Origin of the sequence: Streptomyces sp. NPDC058619, assembly GCF_042717785.1 — a bacterium.
Taxonomy (GTDB): Bacteria; Actinomycetota; Actinomycetes; order Streptomycetales; family Streptomycetaceae; genus Streptomyces.
In genome coordinates this window covers 37,532-56,613 of sequence record NZ_JBHXQN010000040.1, presented here as the reverse complement: position 1 = coordinate 56,613, position 19,082 = coordinate 37,532, and the positions used below count along the sequence as shown (strand labels likewise).

12 protein-coding genes are annotated in these 19,082 nt (G+C 67.9%); 9 read left to right on the top strand and 3 right to left on the bottom strand.

The window, feature by feature from the left end:
* From ACFWTC_RS28865 to ACFWTC_RS28840, 6 genes are all read left to right on the top strand, one after another.
* A partial coding sequence (locus ACFWTC_RS28865) for a hypothetical protein (RefSeq protein WP_384074775.1) occupies positions 1 to 1,741 on the top strand: 1,741 nt, incomplete at its 5' end.
* Positions 1,742 to 2,335: 594 nt separating this feature from the next.
* Positions 2,336 to 3,295, top strand: coding sequence for a hypothetical protein (locus ACFWTC_RS28860; RefSeq protein WP_384030103.1), 960 nt, complete (start codon positions 2,336 to 2,338; stop codon positions 3,293 to 3,295).
* A 20-nt stretch (positions 3,296 to 3,315) separates the two neighbouring features.
* Positions 3,316 to 5,376, top strand: coding sequence for a hypothetical protein (locus ACFWTC_RS28855; protein ID WP_384030101.1), 2,061 nt, complete (start codon positions 3,316 to 3,318; stop codon positions 5,374 to 5,376).
* Complete coding sequence (locus tag ACFWTC_RS28850; RefSeq protein ID WP_384030099.1) at positions 5,373 to 6,374, top strand: AAA family ATPase; 1,002 nt, start codon at positions 5,373 to 5,375, stop codon at positions 6,372 to 6,374. Before ACFWTC_RS28855 ends, ACFWTC_RS28850 begins: the two co-directional genes overlap by 4 nt.
* On the top strand, positions 6,367 to 11,943 hold the full coding sequence (locus ACFWTC_RS28845; protein WP_384030097.1) for an SAV_2336 N-terminal domain-related protein: 5,577 nt from the start codon (positions 6,367 to 6,369) through the stop codon (positions 11,941 to 11,943). The genes ACFWTC_RS28850 and ACFWTC_RS28845 overlap by 8 nt, the downstream gene beginning before the upstream one ends.
* 142 nt (positions 11,944 to 12,085) lie before the next feature.
* A complete protein-coding gene (locus tag ACFWTC_RS28840; RefSeq protein ID WP_384030095.1) occupies positions 12,086 to 12,586 on the top strand; it encodes an ETEC_3214 domain-containing protein in 501 nt (166 codons plus the stop codon).
* Here ACFWTC_RS28840 and ACFWTC_RS28835 read toward each other — a convergent pair.
* Both ACFWTC_RS28835 and ACFWTC_RS28830 read right to left on the bottom strand, forming a co-directional pair.
* Entirely contained in the window at positions 12,503 to 13,318 is an 816-nt protein-coding gene (locus ACFWTC_RS28835) for an IS3 family transposase (protein WP_384030093.1), read from the bottom strand. The genes ACFWTC_RS28840 and ACFWTC_RS28835 overlap by 84 nt on opposite strands.
* A gap of 92 nt (positions 13,319 to 13,410) precedes the next feature.
* Positions 13,411 to 13,740 (bottom strand): transposase, encoded by a 330-nt coding sequence (locus ACFWTC_RS28830; protein ID WP_384030091.1) that lies wholly within the window; start codon positions 13,738 to 13,740, stop codon positions 13,411 to 13,413.
* Between the two features lie 86 nt (positions 13,741 to 13,826).
* Between ACFWTC_RS28830 and ACFWTC_RS28825 the strand changes: the two genes are divergently transcribed.
* Genes ACFWTC_RS28825 through ACFWTC_RS28815 form a run of 3 tightly spaced genes read left to right on the top strand, consistent with a single transcriptional unit; the run spans position 13,827 to position 15,710 of the window.
* The gene (locus tag ACFWTC_RS28825) at positions 13,827 to 14,108 is read left to right on the top strand and encodes a hypothetical protein (protein ID WP_384030089.1); all 282 of its coding nucleotides are present in this window, start codon (positions 13,827 to 13,829) and stop codon (positions 14,106 to 14,108) included.
* Positions 14,101 to 14,868 (top strand): GDSL-type esterase/lipase family protein, encoded by a 768-nt coding sequence (locus tag ACFWTC_RS28820; protein WP_384030087.1) that lies wholly within the window; start codon positions 14,101 to 14,103, stop codon positions 14,866 to 14,868. The genes ACFWTC_RS28825 and ACFWTC_RS28820 overlap by 8 nt, the downstream gene beginning before the upstream one ends.
* Positions 14,865 to 15,710 (top strand): hypothetical protein, encoded by an 846-nt coding sequence (locus ACFWTC_RS28815; RefSeq protein WP_384030085.1) that lies wholly within the window; start codon positions 14,865 to 14,867, stop codon positions 15,708 to 15,710. The genes ACFWTC_RS28820 and ACFWTC_RS28815 overlap by 4 nt, the downstream gene beginning before the upstream one ends.
* Before the next feature lie 167 nt (positions 15,711 to 15,877).
* On the opposite strand, the gene ACFWTC_RS28810 is transcribed toward ACFWTC_RS28815, so the two are convergent.
* A complete protein-coding gene (locus ACFWTC_RS28810) occupies positions 15,878 to 17,911 on the bottom strand; it encodes a S8 family serine peptidase (protein WP_384030083.1) in 2,034 nt (677 codons plus the stop codon).
* Positions 17,912 to 19,082 lie beyond the last annotated feature (1,171 nt).

Below are 19,082 nucleotides of genomic sequence, written 5' to 3'. Positions count from 1 at the left end.
TCCACGGCCGAGTACTCACACCACCACGAACGGCCGAATCGTCACACCGGTCACGGCTGACCACAACATCTCATCAAGATCCTGTTACGAGCTCTTAGAGAACCACTCCGGCCGTGACCTGGCTCTGCTTTGCCTCGATGTAGTCCCTTCTCAGGATCACGCGACCGCACGAGGCTGGATCATCGGTGTGTGGCCGGAAGTTCCGGAGGTCCTGACATACGCCCGCCAGGCGCTGAACGGGCGCGAGCCTGAGGTCGTCGGAGTGCTATACGGCTACGGCCCACAGCGTGGACCGACGGCCGCCCAGATCGTCGCTGATGCTGCGGCCCTGTTGTCCCCCCTTGAACCAGCGCTGAGGGTAGTGGCAGCCCAGCAACTTGCACGTCGCGGTACCGACGCCGACGTGGTCATCGACCTCTTGGAGGACTGGAGGTCCGATGTCGATCCCGCGGTACGCCGAGCCGCCGTCACGACACTGGCTCGAACACTCGCATCGGCCAGGAGCGGCACGACTCAGAGGGTGGTCCAGCCAAGCCGTCGCCGGGATGCACTGGAGCGACTACGGCAGGAGTGCCGGGCGGACTTGCGTTCCTATGCAGTGGACCTGGATGCCGAACGCCGTACAGCCTGGGTGATCATGCTGCTTCTGGGCGATGTCACTCTCCTGGACGGCGTTCTCGAGAGGCACAACGGTAGTCCTGTCAGCGTCGATCTCGAGTACCTGAGCGATTCCTCTGACGCCCAGCTAGTCGAGCTCATCGTGGCAAATTGGGCCCCGCTCCAACAGCAGTGCGCCAACCAGCTCGTTGAGCGCCTTGCCGGCAGATTGGGCCAGCGAGACTCTAAACAGGCCCAGGTGTGGTCCGCTCTCGCCCCTGCCGCCCACCGCAAGCCGGAGGTTGGTCGTGCGCTGCAGGATGCCATCCTCCGTGACCCCGAACTGCTACGCGATCGGCAGGTCCTGACCTGGTACTGCGAGTCCAATCCATCGGATCCTCAGCTCATGGACCTTGCCGTCCAGGCTGCCGAGGCCGGGTACCCCGGCGGTGATCCACGCTCTGTCCTTGACCTGGTGGGATCTGCCCCGGTAAGCCCTGTATCCAGGCAGGCACTCCTCAATCGCCTGATCCAGCGGCCTGGTCGTGTGCAGGCGCCTGCCTTGATCACCGACGAGGTGATCGACATGTACGTCACCGGCTGGCGGCGCGTTGCTCTTGCGCGCCTGCTCCCCGAAGATCCACATGCTCAGAGCCTCTACCGCAATCTCGGCGCCATGCTGGGATCGAAAGGCCGTTCGGACTGGACCTGGGAACAGGCATGCGAGGTCACCATCGGCCTCGCGCCACCTACGCATGTGCCCATCCTCCTCCTCCGGCTCAGCGAGCGACTGCACCGGCTCGGCGAGGACTACGCGGCAGCTCACCTGGTTGATGCTGCCGTTCACAGGCTGCGTCGTGACCCGGAAGCGGAAGAAGCGGTCCTTGCCGCGGTCCTTCAACCGGACAGTATCGACATGAGCACGCCGCTGTGGCGGTCCTCCGATGTTCCCCGTGGCACCGATATCGCCCATCAGCAGGTTCTACTCGCCTCGGTCCTCGCAGCAGCGACTGGCCTCCCGCCTGCAGGCGCCAAGGCTCTCACTCCGCTCACCGGTATGCAGAGCGCCCTGGGCGACAACCCCCTAATGACACCGCGCCCGATCGCCCTCGTCGTCCTTGACCTCCTCGACGCAGCCAGTTGACGATCCTCGAAGACTGTCAGGGAACACCGGGGCCCCGTCTCATGCGCAAGCGGTTCTCGCGGATGAGTGCTCGCCGGATCAGCCTCCGGGGAACGGTACTGGTTTCCGAGTGCCGGTGGCCGGGCCGACTGGTCGCGAGGGGCGTAAGGTCGCCAGTTGCTGCTCGAACAGCACGACCTCTAAGCGCCGCCGCGTTCGCGAAGGCGATGGCCCCTGCGTAGTGCGCTCACGACTCTGGGCAGTGTGGCCGCACGTCGAAACTGACCCTGATCCTGTTCACTGCACTGACCCTGATCGTGTTTGCTGGACGGGCCGCAGCGGCTGCCGGCTACCTAGCTCGTCGAGACAGCGCGATGTACCCAGCTGCACTCGCCCGCTTGGCAACGGCCCTTGCTGCGGCTGTAATCGCAGGGGCATCTTGTGGTCGCAGCTGAATCCCTGGCGCGCCGATAGTCATCGTGGCCGTCTGGGCGCAGTTGGAGGTGCCATGTTCGCGATGGCCGGAGACCGTGTTCAGCGCATCGAGTACCGTCCGTGCTCTGGGCAGGGCAGGATGACCTACGCACGGTAGAGGCCCGGGGGAGGCTCATAGTGGTGACGGCGCATCCGCAACTCTTGTTCGTTCACGGAATTGGTGGCCTCCGCGACCCGGAGGCGGAACGACGTGAATGGCTAGCGGCGTTGGCCACCGGTGTGCGCGCGGCCGGAAAGCCGGAACTTGTCTCGGCACTCACCCAAGGCTGGCTGGCGGATGTCCGTTTCGCCGACTACAGCATTCTGTTCACTGCCAGAGGCGCCCAGGGAGGTTTGGCGGAAGCGGAGTTGGATCCGCTCGAGGAACAGATCGTTGCCGCCCTCTTGGAGGCGATGGTGGATGAGCTCGCCGAGCAGTTTCCACCGGACACCGGGACGCCCGATGCCCGGCTCATCGAGCAGGCGCGGCACCACCTCGACGGACTGTCATCCGGCAGTCAGGGACCGGGGGCATTCGCACGGCGGCTGGTCTGGGCGACCACGACGTTGGTACAGCTGCCCGGTCTTCGCCAGAGTGGGCAATGGGCGAACGGTCAGGCGTTCGCCCTGCATCTCTCCCAGGTCGCGCGGTACTTGAATCGGCGGGGCGACAAAGCCGCTCTTGGCGCGGCCGTTCGCTCCCGGGTATTGGAGGGGCTGGATCCCGCCCGTCCACTCGTCCTGGTCTCGCATTCCCTGGGTACGGTCGTAGCCTACGAGGCCCTGCACGAATACGAGGGCCCGGTCGCACTGTGGGTGACGCTCGGTTCCCCCCTTGCACTCGGCGGTGTCGTCCTGCAGCGTCTGGTACCCCGGCCGCCGTCCTGCCCGGAAGGCGTGGGGGCATGGCTCAATTTCTGGGACCGGAACGACATCGTGGTCGGGCGTCCCCGGCTGGCGGACTGGATCGCGCCGAGCAGCACAGGGGTAAAGGCGCAGACCGCGCCCGTGAAGTCCGCTGGACTATGGACCCATACGGCGACCAAGTACCTGGAGCACGCGGACGTGTCCAGGCCGATCGTCGAGGCTCTCGTGCCGTGACGGGCGCTGTCACTTCTCCGGTGGCTCGCCATGTGCTGGTGGTGGGAGCCCAGTGCCGGGGTGCGGAGAGACTGCCGGGTCTGGAAGACGCGGCGCGCCGCCTGCACCGGGCTCTGGTGGACCAGGATCTCGGTGCCTGCCTCGACCGCGGTGAGGGTGAAACGGGGTCCCTGCTCGTGGGCACCTCGCTCGGCAAATCAGCTGTCGAGAAGGCTCTCTCCGCCGCAGTTGAGCGGGCCAGAGAGGACCGCGGCGCGCTGATCCTGGCGCTGCTTGGCCACGGAACGGGGGGCTGCGGCGGCCCGTTGTACTTCGTGACATCGGGCAGCGCCCAGGACGGAGCGCTCCACCAGCTGCACGTTCCCTCCCTGATCGGCACGATGACGAACGAAACCGGACCCAATGGTCTGATCGCCGTCATCGACACCTGCCACGCGGCCGCCGCGCTTCTGGACCCGCAGTCCGCGACGGCCGGGCTGCAGCAGGGCGGCCTGCGTCTGGCGATGCTGTTCGCCGCCTCCGCCCATCTGCCGGCCTGGCACATGAACCTGAGTGTCCAGCTCGCCGAGCTGCTGGAGAGCGGGGTCCCCGGTGCCGGAGAGTTCCTGGCCGTCGACGAGCCGCTGCTCAAGGAACTTCGCGGCCGTATCCACACCCAGGAACCCGGCGGCTTCGTCTTCGACGGCGCCCCCGCGCCCGGTGAATCGCTGTGGCTGGCCCGCAACGTCAGATCAGCGAGCCGGCGCGCCGCCGGCGCTCTCGGTCTGCCAGCGTACGAGCGACTGCACAAGCTGCTGGGCCCACTGGAGGGCACGGGCGACATCAGCAGCCGGGAACAGCTGAAGGACTGGATCGCCGGGCTGGGGCCGGAGCGCCTTGCCCACCCTGCGGTCCGACGGGTGGTCGAGTTCGAGCGTGATCTGAGTGTGTGCACTGCGGCCGTTGCCGTCCTCCAGGAGACCTTCGGGGACGCTCTTACCGACAACTTGCTCCGCAAGGCGGCGGTACGCGCCGGGTTCCCGCTGGAGGTGGCGGTCCGGCTGCCCTGCCCCTCCCTGCGCGACACGGTGGAGTACGCAGTCCTGTGCCAGTCGACGGTGGCCCCTGCGGGACAGAGCCGGTCCCTGGTGCATTTCATCGCCGCCCTCGCCCATCTGATCGGTCCCTCGGATGCCCTCCCGCAGCCGCTCGTCGTCTGGGCAGCCGGATCGGGTGCGGGCACCGCGCTGAACAGCCGATTGAACGAACTACGCGGGGCCACACCCCGCCTGGTCCTGGTAGCCGCCGACGACGGCGGTGAGGACGTCGTCCGAGTGGAGGCCTCGCTGCTGTTCGGCTCGGCCGTGGTGCACTCCGAGGAGTTCCCGTGCGAGCCGGGGCCGGTGCCGGGTGCCCCGGTGGCCGCGCTGGACAAGGCCCGCCTGTGGGCCTTGTCCTGGCTGGCGGCCGCGGGCGAGCCACTGGTGGCGGTCGATGTGTCGGTCCCGACCTCTCTGCTTCTGGATTCCCCTCCGGAGGAGTGGAAGGTGGTGCGCGGCAGACGCATGCTGGGTGTCGACTACGACGTCACGACCCGCTGGTCGGGGCTGCTGACACCGCCGTCTGGTGTGCCCCTCGACGAGATGCTCCACACGGGCAGGCGCTTGGTGTCCTTCTTGGAGAGCAGCGCCAAATGCGGCCCCTCGTGGCTCGGCTCGGATGACCTCGACAGTGTCGAGGCGCTGCAGGAACTGCTCGGCCGCCGTCGTGAGGGCAGTTGTGTATGGGGCGTGGACGCCCTGCCGGAGAAGGACTTCGACATCATGCTGGAGGAACTCCTCATCCACACGCCCGCCTTGATCTGGCCTCGGGGTGAGAGTGTCCGCGGCAGGCCGTCGCTGCAGGACGCGGTCGCGGAGCATTGGGACACGCTGCCTGCGAAACTCATCAGTGCCTTCCAGGAGCAGCTGAACGGCATTCCCGATGATCTGGCCGACATCCGTACGACGTGGCACGACGCGCACTGGCAGGAGTTCTGTCAACGGCGTGCCGGCCGGGCGGTCGTCGCCCCGCAAGACGTGACGCCGAAGGAGCAGGCATGAACTGGACTCCGTACTACTCGGGTACGGGAAGCGCGACGGAGCAGCTTCGAAGGCTCCCTCCCCCTCCTCCGTGGCACGCGCCGACGGGCACGGCCGACCCCATGCAGGCGCTGTCTCCGGCGAGCACCTACCGCGCGGATCCCGAACTGGTCGACGCGGTCAACGCCGCGCTCCACCTGCGTCGGCCTCTGCTGCTGACCGGACCAGCCGGCTCCGGGAAGTCCTCCGTCATCGAGCAGATCGCCACCGAACTCGGGCTCGGGAGTGTGCTGCGCTGGCACATCACCTCCCGCAGCACACTCGCCGATGCGCTGTACCGATATGACGCCCTGGGCCGCATCCACGCCTACAACCTTCGTGCGATCGGCCGTCCCGCCACGTCCAAGCACGGACGGGCCCTGCGCCGCGCCAGCCGACTCGTGCGCGAGGACCTCGGAGAGTTCGTCCAACTCGGCCCGCTCGGCACCGCCTTGCTGCCGGGACCACTCCCTCGCGCGCTGCTGATCGACGAGATCGACAAGAGCGATCTGGATCTGCCCAGCGACCTCCTCGATGTCCTGGAACGGGGGCGCTACGAGATCCCCGAACTCGCCAGGCATTCGAGGAGTCACGTCACGGTCCGCACCACCGACCCGGGTGTCCGACAGGACATCAAGGACGGCCTGGTGGAGTGCTCGGAATTTCCCGTCATCATCCTCACCAGCAACGGCGAGCGTGACTTCCCCGCCCCCTTTCTACGGCGCTGCGTACGCTTCAGGATGCCCGCGCTCACGGCCAAGGCCCTCACCGGCATCGTCGAAGCCCACCTGGAGAAGATGGAGGAAGACACCACCGAGGACCTCGTGAACGCCTTCGTCGACCGGCTGAACCGCGGTGAGAACCTCGCCGTCGATCAGCTGCTGAGCGCCGTCCACCTCCTGCGCGGCGCACGCGTCCAGGACGACGAGCAGCGGAAGCGGCTGCAGGAGCTGCTCTTCCAAGGGCTCGGGCGTGGCTGAGAACAAGGCCGCTCGATTGCTGGCCGTCCTGGCCGGCGTCAACCTGGATGACATCGGCACCGACGCGGAGGGGGACATCCGGGAGGCTCTCGACGCTCTTGTTCTCGCAGCCGCCAGATCCGGCGCCGGCAGGGCGGACGGTATCCCCGCCGATCCGGCCTCGGCCCCTGACGAACCGGCCGCCGACGCGGCCGTGCCGCCCGACGCGGACACCGATGGTTCCGATGACGCGCCGGCCATCGGAACCACTTCGGACGCGGGCACTTCGGGGGCTGCCTCGGTCTGGCTGAAGGACGAAAGCAGCAGCCACTCGATCCCTGGCAGTCCCCTGAGCATCGGCCGGGCCCCGGCGCTGCCGAACGCGCTCGACATCGGCCGTGCCCTACGCCCGCTGCGGCGCTTCCGGCCGTCCAGGGTCCATCAGCGTCTCGATCTGGACGCCACCGTCGACCACTACACACGTACCGGTCTGCTTGTCCCCCAGCTCGCGCCCGCCGCAGAGCCCTGGCTGGAGGCCGTCGTGGCTGTGGACCGAGGCACCTCCATGGCCGTCTGGGACGAGACCTCACTCGCCCTCACCCGGATGCTGTGGGCCCTGTCCGCCTTCCGCAGAGTCCACGTGTGGCACCTCGAACACCCACCGCAGGGCGAACCGGTACTGCGCGACCACCATGGCCGGCTTCTGCCCATGGACCCGTCAGATCCCCGCCACACCCAGCCCGCCGACCGGCTCCTGCTCGTTGTCTCCGACTGCGCGACTCCCGCCTGGCGCCGAAGCGAGCTGTGGCAGACGCTCCACAAGTGGGGGCGGACGGCACCTGTGGCCCTGATCAACCCGCTTCCCAAACGCCTGTGGCAGCGCACCGGCCTCGACTTGCCCCGGACCGTCGCCACCGCCTCGGTGCCGGCATCCCCCGGAGGGCTCCTCGCCTACCGCCGTCCCCGCTTGTTCCGCGAAGACGCCCCTCGCACGCAGCCTTGGCAGGCGCTGCCCGTACTGCAGATGGATGCCCACCAGGTCCTCGCCTGGGCGCACGCCCTGATGCGCACCGACCCCAGTGGCTGCGAAGCGGTCCTCGTGCCGGCCTCGGGGCGAGTACCCTCCAGGACCCGCAGTCCACGAGCAAGCTCCGCACCACCTGATGTGCCGGCAACCGGCCCACACATCACGGCCGCGGCCCGGGCCTTCACGGACAACCGGCAATCACCCGCCGTCCGGCTGGCGATCGCCGCCTCGTCACTCGACGCATTCACCCTCGCCGTCCTCGACGTCCTCCGTGAGCGCATCGTGCCTGACGCGTCCCTGGCCGACACCGCGGAATTCCTTACCGCCGGACTCCTCGCAGCAACACGGCACGAGGGGGCCGACATGGTGTACCGGTTCCTCCCGGATGCGGCGACGCATCTGCGCGGGCTGCTGAGCCGCGACCAGGCGTGGGACGCCCACTTCGCCCTCACCGACCATCTCCGGGCTCACCCACAGGCCCCGCACGGCATCGGCGCCGCCGTTCACTCACCCACGAGCCAGGAGATGCTACCGACCGGGCTGCGGCCGGTGGCCCAAGCTGCTGCCGCAACGGCACGCCTTCTGGGCGTCGAACTCACCGAGTCCCCATCAGGCCTCGACGCCCTGGACCGGCCCGGCGCCGGCGAGGGGGATGGCGCCCTGGCAGTGCCGGACGATCTCCCCGAGCCTGCACCGGACGTGGGAGTCGCCGCCGACGACCCCAGGGGCGGCGGTGCGGTGATGTTGCGTGCCCATCAGCTCCAGATGCTTGACCGTCTGAACACCGAGCGCGACCTGCACGACCGGCACCGCAATCTCCTCATCGCTCCCCCCGGCACCGGCAGAACCGTGACCACCGCCTTCGACTATCAGCACCTTTGCCGGCAGCACGACCAGGACTTGCGTCTGCTCTTCGTCGCGGGCTCGGTGGAAGCGGTGCACCAGGCGCGCGAGACCTACGAATCGGTCCTCGGATCCCGGTGGTTCGGAGAGTCCCTGCCTGGCACGGGATCCCTCGAACGCGGCCATCACGTCTTTGCCACGTGGCAATCCCTCGACCGTGTTCTGGAAACGCTGGCACCTGATCACTTCGATGTCATCGTCATCGACGAATTCCACACCATGGGAATTCGGATGCTCACCAACATCATGGAGCACTTCGCACCGAGGGAGCTACTCGTCCTCTCGGTGGTCCCCGAACGGACGAACGGCGCCGCAATCCACGAGGAGTTCTTCGAGGGTCGTATCGCTGCGGAGATGCGCCTTCCCGACGCCTTGGCGATGGGCCTCCTGACGCCCCTCCACTATTTCGGCTTCGCGAACGGCGCCGACTACCAAGGGCTGGGTCGGCAGCAGGGAGAGCACGGCCGGTCTTCGCGGAACGAGCTGCAGACCGCAGCTGAGGCGCGGGCACGACTGGTCATCCGCGCCTTGCAGGACACGGTTCCCGATGTGAGGACCATGCGGGCCGTAGGCATGTGCGAGTCCGCTGCACAGGCCGAAATGATGACCCGATGCTTCCGCGACGCCGGCTTCCGAGCCGCCACTCTCATTGCGAGGGACCACCCTGAGATGCGCCAGGAGACGCTTTCCTCTCTCAGGAACGGCGACCTACAGGCCGTCTTCTCTGTCGACGCCCTTGGCGGAAACGTCCACCTTCCCGAAGTGGACACGCTTCTCCTGCTGCGGCCACTGTCCAGCGCCTTTCATTTCCTTCGGCAACTGAGTGTCGGCCTTGGGCTCTTCCCGGGCAAACTCGTGCTCAACGTGCTCGACTTCATCGGGTATCACCGCAGGGAAGTCCGTCTCGACTACCAGTTCAGGGTCCTGACCAACCTGTCGGGCAGGCAGCTCCTCGACCACATCGAGCACGATGCCCCGCCGCTCGGCAGCGGTTGCACGATCACCTTCGACGAGACAGCCAAGCGTCTGGTCACCGCCGGCCTCAGGGCACAGATTCAGGGCCGGGCCACCGGCCTGGCAGACGGCACGGGCGAGGAACTCCCTTCCGCAGAGCAGCAGGCGCCGCCGACCCTGGCCCCGACACGGGCGTTCCACCAGTCGCCGCGGGCCGTCAGGGTGAGAGGAGGACACGGAGCGGCTGTAACCGTCGCGGCCGGCATCTTGCTGACTCCCCGTCTCGTACTGACGTGTGCCCACACGGTGGACGCCACGGGGCTGCGCATCGTGCGCACCGACGGCACCGAGATCCCTTGCCGAACCGTGTGGAAGGGCACAGGGTCCGTGGACGCCGCCCTGGTAGAAACGGAGCAGAACGTTCTCGACAGCGGGGAATGGGAGCGGCTCCTGCCCTCCCGTCTGAGGTGGGGGCGCATGCCGGAAGGAGCCCCCTCACCGGTACTCATCACCGGATTCGGGTCGTCGGACGAAGCAACTGAGCTGCAGGGCACAGCTCGGACTGCCGCCGTGGAACAAGTGCTTACCATCGACGTCGTACAGCCCGCCTCGGCAGCCGCACTGAAGTTCTCGTCGGGTGCGCTGGTGACCTGGGACGGCTTCTTCGTGGGAATGGTGACCCGGCGGCACCTGCAGCGCCCTCTGCTTCGGGCGCTTCCCGCCGAACTCCTCCTTCAGGACGAGGGCTTCCGCCGGATGCTGACGTCGCACATGACCCTCCCGTATGAGCTGGAGGACGTGGGAAGCGAACCGTCCGACGGTTCCCCGGAGGTGGCACAAGCCGTGTGCCTTGCGGTCGAGGCCCGCAGAATCAGAGGCCTGAGCGGCACGGCCGCTTCTCGCCCGGAGAGAGCGGCGATCAATGCCATCAGGGATTCCCTGACCGCGATCCTGCGCCGTGCAGGTATCGACGGGGTGGTCGCCGAGGAGCCGTTGGCGGGTACTCGGCGAACGGACCTGCTGGTCATGATGGACGGTCCGACGGCCGTGCGGGACATGGGCCGGCTGCTGGCCGACCTGCCGACCGCGGTCGCGGTCGCGGTCCAGCATGATGTGACGATTTGCGTCGGGGCCTCCATGGGTGAGGTGGCGGACACCCGAAGGGGGCTTTCCGGGGCAGCCGTGTCGCAGGCCGGCCGAGTCGTAGCCAACGCGTTCGTCGGGGAGCACCTGCGCGAGGCGGAGTACCCCGTCAGCTTCGCCGCCTCCAAGACCTTGTACGTCTTGATGGCGGAGATGCTGAAACCGGCCCTGAAGGACCGGTTCGTGCCGATCGAGCCCGTCGTCGGAACGGACCCCGAAGTCGACTGGCTGTACGAGGGATCCCTCGAGGACCTGGGATGGGCGCTCGCAGCCGCTTCAGGCAAGAGCACCCTTACGCCGGCCGGATCGGACAGGAGTCGACCCGACACCGAGCGCCGGTCCTTCGGCGACGCCGAAGAGGAGGTCAGCGCACTCCGAACGGAGGCGGCCGAGCAGAGCCCAGAGGACTGGGCACCGATTCCGAACCCGTATTCCCCATCCAGGCCTGTGGTCGACCAGAGCATGTTCCTGGGCCGGGACGTACTGATCCGGCAGCTGACGCGCACGCTCCAGCAGGGCGGTCACGTAGTGCTCCATGGCCAACGAAGGGTCGGTAAGTCATCGATCCTATTCCAGCTGCAGCGCAGACTTCCGCCCGGTATGCTCACCGCGAGGTTCAGCCTGGCCGAACTCGCTTCCGATTTGACTCATGCCGTGATTCCGTACCGTATCGCCGTCGCATTCTTCAATGAGCTTGACGGCCTGGAGAGCGAGGGGTTTCCGGACCTGGGAATCCCTCGGCCGGTATTCGCCGATTTCCGCGACAGTGGTTCCCCACAAGCCCTCTTCGAGGGATACCTGGGCGAGATCATCCGGTGCATGAGGGCGAATGAGGTATACCGGGAATTTCGGCTGGTTCTACTGCTGGACGAGTTCACCGCATTGTATGCAGCCATCGAGGACGGAACTCTGCCCGGAAGCTACATGGAGTCCTGGCGTGCCATTACGGAGAGCGCGTTGTTTGGGAGTGTGATGGTGGGCGACGAAAGGATGGCGAGATTTCTCGCGGAGTTCCCCGAGGCGTTCCACTCGACCCGCCAGCAACGCCTCGCATACTTGGACGAAATGTCCGCGGAAAGGTTGATCGTCGACCCTATAGCGTTCGGCGACGGAACCAGCCGCTACCGGGGGGATTCCGTAGCGCGGATCCTTCACCTCACGGGGGGGAGCCCATACTACATTCAAATGTTTTGCCGTCTTCTTGTCGATCACGTGAATTCCCGGCGACAGTCGCTGATCGGTCCAGCAGACGTGGATGAAGTCGCGGCGCTGCTCGTCGAAGGACCCAACTCGCTTCGCTCGGAAGCCTTCGACAACCTTCTCCACACGGGCGACGCCACCGTCGGCGGTCTGCCGGCCGAGGTCGTCCGGGAGGTGCTGACCGCCGGACTGACCGGCGGCCCGGGGAACCTGCGCCTGGGCGGCCAGCTGGCCGGGCAATCGCCGATGGGCAGCCGCGTCATCGATGCGTTGTTGGAACAAGAGGTCATCGTCCAGACGGCCAGGGGTGACTATCAGATCGTGGTGGGGCTGTTCGCCGAATGGCTGTGGCACCACCGTTGACCGACTCTGCCTTCGGCACCGCCGTCACGGCAGTGCCGAAGTGGGCGGCCGGAGGGCGACGACGGGCAGTACAGGGGTGCGGATCCACGTCGATCCCCGAACTCTCCGGCCAGAGAGGGGCGGAGTACGGCATTCTGCGGCGATGAATACCACGCTGAACCTCTGGCAACTGGCCGGGGTAATTGTCGCCTTGATGACCTTGGCCAAGTCGGTCCTGGTGGGGTGGCGTCTCACCCTCGGACGCCGCCGGTATCTCATAATTCAGCTCCGCAAGATCGCCCCGGGCGTCCGGCAGGACTACGTAGAGGCTCTGCTCGGCGAACCGACGTGGCAGTCGACGATGGCCTGCACGCGAGTCGTCGACCCCGACTCGGAGGAGGCCAAGAGCGCCGAGAAGAAGGATCAGGAGGTCGAGATCACTGTACGGACCTGGCCCCTGTCACGGCTCGGTTACTTGGTCACCTGGTCCGAGAACGACGCTGTGGTCATGTACGGGATCACCACCACCAGCTGGTGGTTCCGCCCCCGGCTGTCAATCCCCTTGGGCCGTGGAGATGTCTCAAGCGGCCAGCTCCACGATGGGGTCGGCCTGATGGTCTCGTTCGTAGTCGGTCGGGCTCCGGTATCCGCACACGCTGTGTAGGCGACGGGTGTTGTAGAAGCCGGTGATCCAGGTGGCGATCTTCAGCCGGGCCTCGGTGCGGGTGGTGAAGGTGTGCCGGTGGACGTACTCGACCTTGAGCACGCTGTTGAACGCCTCGCTGACGGCGTTGTCGAAACACGACCCGACGCGGCCCATGGACTGGGTCACGCCCAGGCGGCGACAGGCCCGGCGAAAGCGCCGGGACCCGTATTCGCTGCCTCGGTCGCTGTGGAAGATCACGCCTTTCACATCACCGCCGCGGGTGGCCGCGGCCATGTGCGAGGACGCCACGACCAGCTCCGCGTCGTGACGGGCGCCCATCGAGTAGCCGAGCAGCCGGCGTGAGAACAGGTCGATGACGGTGGCCAGGTAGAGCTTGCCCTCGCCGGTGGTGATCTCGGTCATGTCGCCGCACCACACCTGGTCCGGAGCGTCCGCGGTGAAATCCCGCCGCACGAAGTCAGGGGCCGCCGGCCGCTTCCCGGGCCGGGTCAGCCCCCGCCGGTGGCGGACCTTCCGTCCGGCCAACCCGAGCTCGGCCATCAGGCGGGCCACGGTGTTCACCGAAACCCGCCAGCCCGCGCGGACGAGCAGGACCCAGACCTTCGGGGAACCGTAGGTGCCGCCGGAGGCCTCGAAGATCCCCGTGATCGCGTCGGCCAACCGTCCCCGCCGGACCTCACGCGCGGTGGCGGGCTTGTCACGCCACTTGTAGAACCAGGACTCCGACACCCCCAAAATACGGCAGGCCAGACGGTGCGGGACACGGTGCTCGGTCCTCTGGTTACCGATGAACACGGCCAGGACAGCCGGGTCCGTCCCGGTCACTTCACCCAAAGGACCATGCATCGCTTGAGGACATCACGCTCCATCTCCAGCTCGCGTATCCGCTTGTTCTTCTCCGACATCTCCCGCCGCAACCGCTCCAGCTCGGCACGCTCGGCCTCGCGCAGACGGCCGCCCTGCGCGGGCTCGGCCAGCCGGTCGGACGACGCCGACCCGTTGCGCCGCCACCGCGACACCCAGCTGTGCAGCGTGCCGGAATGCACACCGAGCTCCCCGGCGACCTCCGGGATCGGCCTGCCCGTCTCGATCACGATCCGTACAGCACCCTCACGAAACTCAGGCGTGTACGTCCGTTGCTTGGACCCCATGGATCCCAACCTCCCCTGCAATCACGGACTCCACGCTACGAGGGGAGGGACAGACCGCCACCGTCAATCCCGGCGACGTACGGTTCGTGCACCTGATGCACCACGTCTCCACTCACGCCGGGTCGCGACGGATCGCGTTCTTCTTCGAGGTCGACCGCTGGTACGGCCAGATCGGTAACCCGGAGCCGGACAAGTGCCAGGGCTGGGAGTGGCACAAGGCCATCAACCTCCCGGAGCCTATGCCCCCATACCTCGGCATCGCCCTGCAGCACATCGCCGACGGTGTCACGTACAGCGAGTACGCCTGGCCCCCCGGCGCCCAGGCCGGTGCGTCCGCGACTGCCTCCACAGGCACGACCCATGGGTGAGCATGTCACCCGCGGGCGCACCGTGCGGGTCGGCTGGTTCGGGACCAGCATCATGGAACACCTGCAGGCCCACGTGGCTGCGATGTCGGACCAGACCCGGCTCCCGCCGGTCGGCGCGACGGTGGCCGTGGAAGGGTGGCAACGGCGCGGCTACCCGTACCTCGTCGCGCTGGCGCTCCAGGCCGACCATCCAGGCACGCTCTTCGAGCACGACAACCGGGCTCAGGGCGGAGCAACCATCCGCGACGTGCGCCGAATCGTGCACGACACCGTGAAGGCCGGCGGGGCCCCGTACGACGTCGCGGTCATCGGCTGCGGCATCAACGACGTGTGGCGCGCCCATCAGGCCGGCAGGGAAGCGGAGGGCGTCGGGCCGGAGGAGTTTGCCGACCTGTATGCGCGGACGCTCGATGTGCTCGTCTCCGCCAGCAAGGAGGTGCTCTGCATCGGTGAGACGGCGGTGGGGGCCGGAGCCGTCGATCAGGGCGCAGTGGCCGAGATGAACAACACGCTGGCCGCGTACAACACGATCGCCGCGGCCGCGGCCGCAACCGCCGGGGCCCGCTACGTGGACGTGCAACAGGCGTTCCAGAACGCGGCCGAGAACCTCCTGCCCGGCCTCTCGCTGTGGACGGACGGCGTCCATCTCACCGAGCTCGGCGCCACCCTCCTCGCCCGACAAGTTCACCCCCAACTCGCGCGCCTCGTCGGACATTCACAGCCGACACAGCCAGTGCCGGCAAGGAGAATCGACGGATGACCGCGCGTCACTGGAATGACCTGCCCGCCTCCCTGAGGGACCGCCTTACGCACGACCTCGCGATTACCGGCGTGCCGGTCCCCGTGGCTGGCGGCTACACCTCCGGGGTCCGCGTCCGGATCGACACCGCCCGCGGCCCGGTGTTCGTCAAGGCGATCCCCGCCAATGACCCCGCCGCCGGGATGTACCGCACCGAGATGGCAGCCGCCCGGACCCTGCCCGCCGATATCGGCCCGGCGCTGCTCACAGCGCCCGAGTCGAACGGCTGGATCGCGCTCGCTTTCGACTACGTCACAGGCCGACACCCCGACCTCGCCCCCGGATCACCGGACCTGCACACCCTGACAGAGACCCTGAGTCACGCACACGCAGCACTCACCCCATGTCCCCTTCCCTCTGCCCCGCCGCTCGCGGACAGCCCGATCTTCAGCGGCCGCCCCCTCCCCGTGGAATACGGGCATGGCGACACCCTGCTGCACTGCGACCTCCGCGCCGACAACCTCCTCGTCACCCCTGACGACACCATCACCCTCCTCGACTGGGCATGGCCCTACCGCGGCCCCGCGTGGGCAGACATCGCACTCCTCGTCCCGCAGCTCATCCTCACCGGTCACACCGCCGCCGACGCCGAGCGATGGGCCGCTCAGGCCCCCGCCTACTGGAGCGCACCCCCTGCCGGGATCGACGCCATCGCCGAAGCCCTCACCGACTACTGGACCAGCCGCACCCAGCAGGGAACACCGGAGCTCCGCGCCTACAGGACCCGAGCCGCTGAGGCAGGCCGGGCATGGGTTCAGCACCGACAGGCGAACTCGACACCGTGTGACGGGGCGGCAGCGTGACGGGCGGAGCCCGCTGCAGTTGGTGCCCGCCTGGCGGACGTCCGGCAGCGGATCACTCTCGTCGTGCGCGTCGGGAGCCGACGCCCCGTCCTGGAGGTCGGATGCCGCCCGACCCGTGACCGCCGTCCCGGCCCGACCGAACGGGCCGGGACATTGCCCGTATATGCTCAGAGAATGCGCCACGCGACGGCGTAGGGCTGGGCGAACCGCGTGATCCGGTGAGCCCTGACGACGACCTCGGCCTCCCCGGCGGGGATGTCCAGCCAGTGGACCTGCTCGACGTTGTTGACGCGGTCGAAGCCGGAACCCGTGCCCATGTTGCCGTGGCGTTCCTGACCGCCCGCGCGGACGACCAGGTCGAGGTCGTTCTGCAGGGCCGACCCGGGGGGGTCCGTCCAGACGAGGGTCACCTTCAGAGTGCGGTCCGCTCCCTCCGGAACGCTGATGAGGAAGGCACGCTCCTCCCCCTGGTCCAGTTCCCCGGCGTCGGTGAAGCCCGCCCGGCCGGCGTCGGTCGGCAGGACGACGGCACGCTGGAGGTTGACGAGGCCGAAGCCGGAGCTGTTGTTCGGCGAGGCGCCCGCCTCGCTGGGGACGTACTGACCGGCCAGTTCGTCGGCGCCGTTGATCAGCATGGCCTTGATGAGCGCGGCGCTGGGCTTCGGGGTGCCGTTCTTCACGAGCGTCTCGCGCAGCACCGCCACACATCCGGCCACCAGTGGGGTGGCCATGCTGGTACCGCTGACGAACATGAACGCGGGGTCCGTGGAGACACCGAAGTCCGTGACCTCCGGCGCCAGCCGCGAGCGGGCGGACAGGATCGCCGTACCGGGGGCGACGACATCGGGCTTGAAGCGTCCCTCCTGGGACGGGCCCCGGCTGCTGAAGGCCGCCATCCCGGCGGGGTTGTCCGCCATCTTGTCATCGCGGATCGGCGGGACCGGCCACCGGACCGTTCCGCCCCTCAGCTGACCGTACGTCTTGGAGATCCCGGGCCGGTCGCCCTCGCTGGCTCCCACGGTGATGACGTTCTTGGCCGCGGTCTCACCGCTGACGGACCTCATGTTGATGCGTCCGTCCCCGTCCCGGTCCGTGCCGTCGTTGCCCGCGGCGAAGAGGATGACGAAGTCCTTGTTGTCCCAGACCATCTGATCGGCCTCATTCGCGGCCCGGTTGTAGGGCAGCCCCGGGGTGACCGGGCCCCACGAATTGGTGTGGATCCGCGCCCCGTCCTCCAGGAAGGGCGGTTCGAACAGCTTACGGAGGTTGCGCGGGATGCCGGAGAGAAAGCCGTCCTCGTCCATCACGGACTGCAGGACCAGTCTCGCCTCCGGAGCCGTTCCGGTGACGGGTTCGCCCATCGACGCCGACGTACCGTCGCCGAGGACCGAGCCCGCCACATGGGTGCCGTGCCCGTCGGGGTCGTCCATCCGCTCGGGGCTCGTACGACCCAGGGCGACCAGCCGCTTGACCCGGCCGGTGAATGCGGGGTGCACATTGGTGGTCGAGCCCTTGTCGAAGCCGGTGTCGGCGACGCACACGATCTGGCCCTCGCCCCGGAACTTCGTGCCGTTGAGCGACACGTGGGCGTTCAGCAGGGTGCCCGAGACGGTGTTGTACAGGACCCGCTCGGGGACCTCCTCGATCTCCTTCACCTCGTCGAGCGAGGCAAGGGCGGGCAGGTCCTCATCACGGACCGTGATGCGGACCTTGTCGCCGTCGGGCTGTACATCGCCGTGGCTGACTCCGGCCGCCGCCGCGATCCGGTCCCGCAGTCCGTCCTCGCTCATGTCGACGTCCTCGTGCAGGACGATGTCGACGAGGCGGGGTCGCGGACCCGCACCGTTGAGAGGCTCGGCCAGTTCGGCGACGCCCGTGCGCAGCCGGGCCGACCGGAGCGACTGGCCGATCTTGAAGCCGTTGAGGTACACGTCTGCCCAAGCCACGAAGGGCAGTGCGCGCACGGCGTCCAGATCGCTCGGCCGGTAGCCGCACAGATAGGTGTCGTCCGGAACGTATTCCTGGATCACCACGCCGAGTTCCGAGAGTTGTTCCTTCTCCTCGGCAGTGGGTGGGTGTGTGGTCTGCACGAGCAGATAGTTGGACGAGGAAGCGTCCTCGGACACCAGCGATGCGGCGACCAGCTCCTCGGACTGGAGCAGTGGGTCCACCGTCACGCCGTTGATGGTGATACGGGCCATGCCGAACTCCCGGAGGGTGTGGGGGATGCTGAAGGGCGCGCACCGGTCAGCCGTGGCGCGCCCGGCACTGCCCGCGCCGACGCCCACATGGCCGAAGCCCTTCTGGACCGGTGGCACGCCGGGCTGCGTGGTTCTTCCGTTCGGTGATCACGCTAGGCGGGCGACCGTCCCCCTGCACTCCGAGCCCGGCCGGAGGCCCCCATCCGGGCTCGGCATTGCTCCGGGAGGGCGCTCGACAGCAGCGTCGGCCTGGGCTCCACGCCTGCGCGGCACGCGTGGAGGCGTGGTCTGGGGTGTCTTAGGGCCGGCAGGCAGGACGCCCCTCGCCCACAAGCGGGCCGCACTCAATGCTCCGTAGTCAGCACCAAAGCGGCACGAGAACCGGCACCGCACATCCAAATCGGGCGTAATTCTGCAATTCCGGCAGGGCCCTGTCGCCGCTCCGCCAAGGGCGCTGGGAGGCTTCGCCTCCGGCGGTGTGGTCGCCCAGCACATGAGGGGTTGCCTGATTGTGATGGTCGGCCACATATGCCGCTGACCAGCGGACTTCTACGTTCTGCCAACACAGAACGTCCCCCGCGACCACCTGGAAGTGGTGCACATGGTTTCCCCCGCATCGGCTGCGCCGGCCCAGTCGGGCATCGCGCGAATCATCAGCGCGAGCCTGATCGCCACCACCATCGAGTGGTACGACAACTCATCCGATCAGGGCTAGGACCTGCGGTTTCCTCGTCATCGGAGGGTGAGGGTCAGCACCGAACCAGCACCGGAAACGGAAGCTGCGGATCCGAAGGGGAGGCGGCCGCTGGAGTGGCGCCGCCATGGGCGCCTGCGAGTCGGCAGCGCGGTCACCAAAGGTAGTCGACGCGCTCGTGAGCTCGACCCCACACCCGGACGCGATGCTGGCTAGACACCCCGAGAAGCGCCCAACTGCTCGCCCCACGCGGTGTCAGGTGCAAGGACCAGGAGCCAGTACACGGGACATTCCGGGGCATGACTGGCGAATCGCCTAGGCGGTTGCTCTGGGGAATCCCGTACAAGAGGCCGCTGGAGGGACATCAGGGGCCGGTGAACTGGGGGCGTGGGAGCGGGTCGACGGCCGGGCGGTGCTCGCGACCGGCGGTGCGGACGGGCGGGTGCTGCTGTGGGATGGGGCGGCGGGCGAGCCGTA

What these genes read in the sequence shown, in the direction of transcription:
- ACFWTC_RS28850 (WP_384030099.1), top strand. Translation starts at nt 5,373, where the DNA reads ATGAACTGGACTCCGTACTACTCGGGTACGGGAAGCGCGACGGAGCAG.
- ACFWTC_RS28840 (WP_384030095.1), top strand. Translation starts at nt 12,086, where the DNA reads ATGAATACCACGCTGAACCTCTGGCAACTGGCCGGGGTAATTGTCGCC.
- ACFWTC_RS28830 (WP_384030091.1), bottom strand. Translation starts at nt 13,740, where the DNA reads ATGGGGTCCAAGCAACGGACGTACACGCCTGAGTTTCGTGAGGGTGCT.
- ACFWTC_RS28820 (WP_384030087.1), top strand. Translation starts at nt 14,101, where the DNA reads ATGGGTGAGCATGTCACCCGCGGGCGCACCGTGCGGGTCGGCTGGTTC.
- ACFWTC_RS28815 (WP_384030085.1), top strand. Translation starts at nt 14,865, where the DNA reads ATGACCGCGCGTCACTGGAATGACCTGCCCGCCTCCCTGAGGGACCGC.
- ACFWTC_RS28810 (WP_384030083.1), bottom strand. Translation starts at nt 17,911, where the DNA reads ATGGCCCGTATCACCATCAACGGCGTGACGGTGGACCCACTGCTCCAG.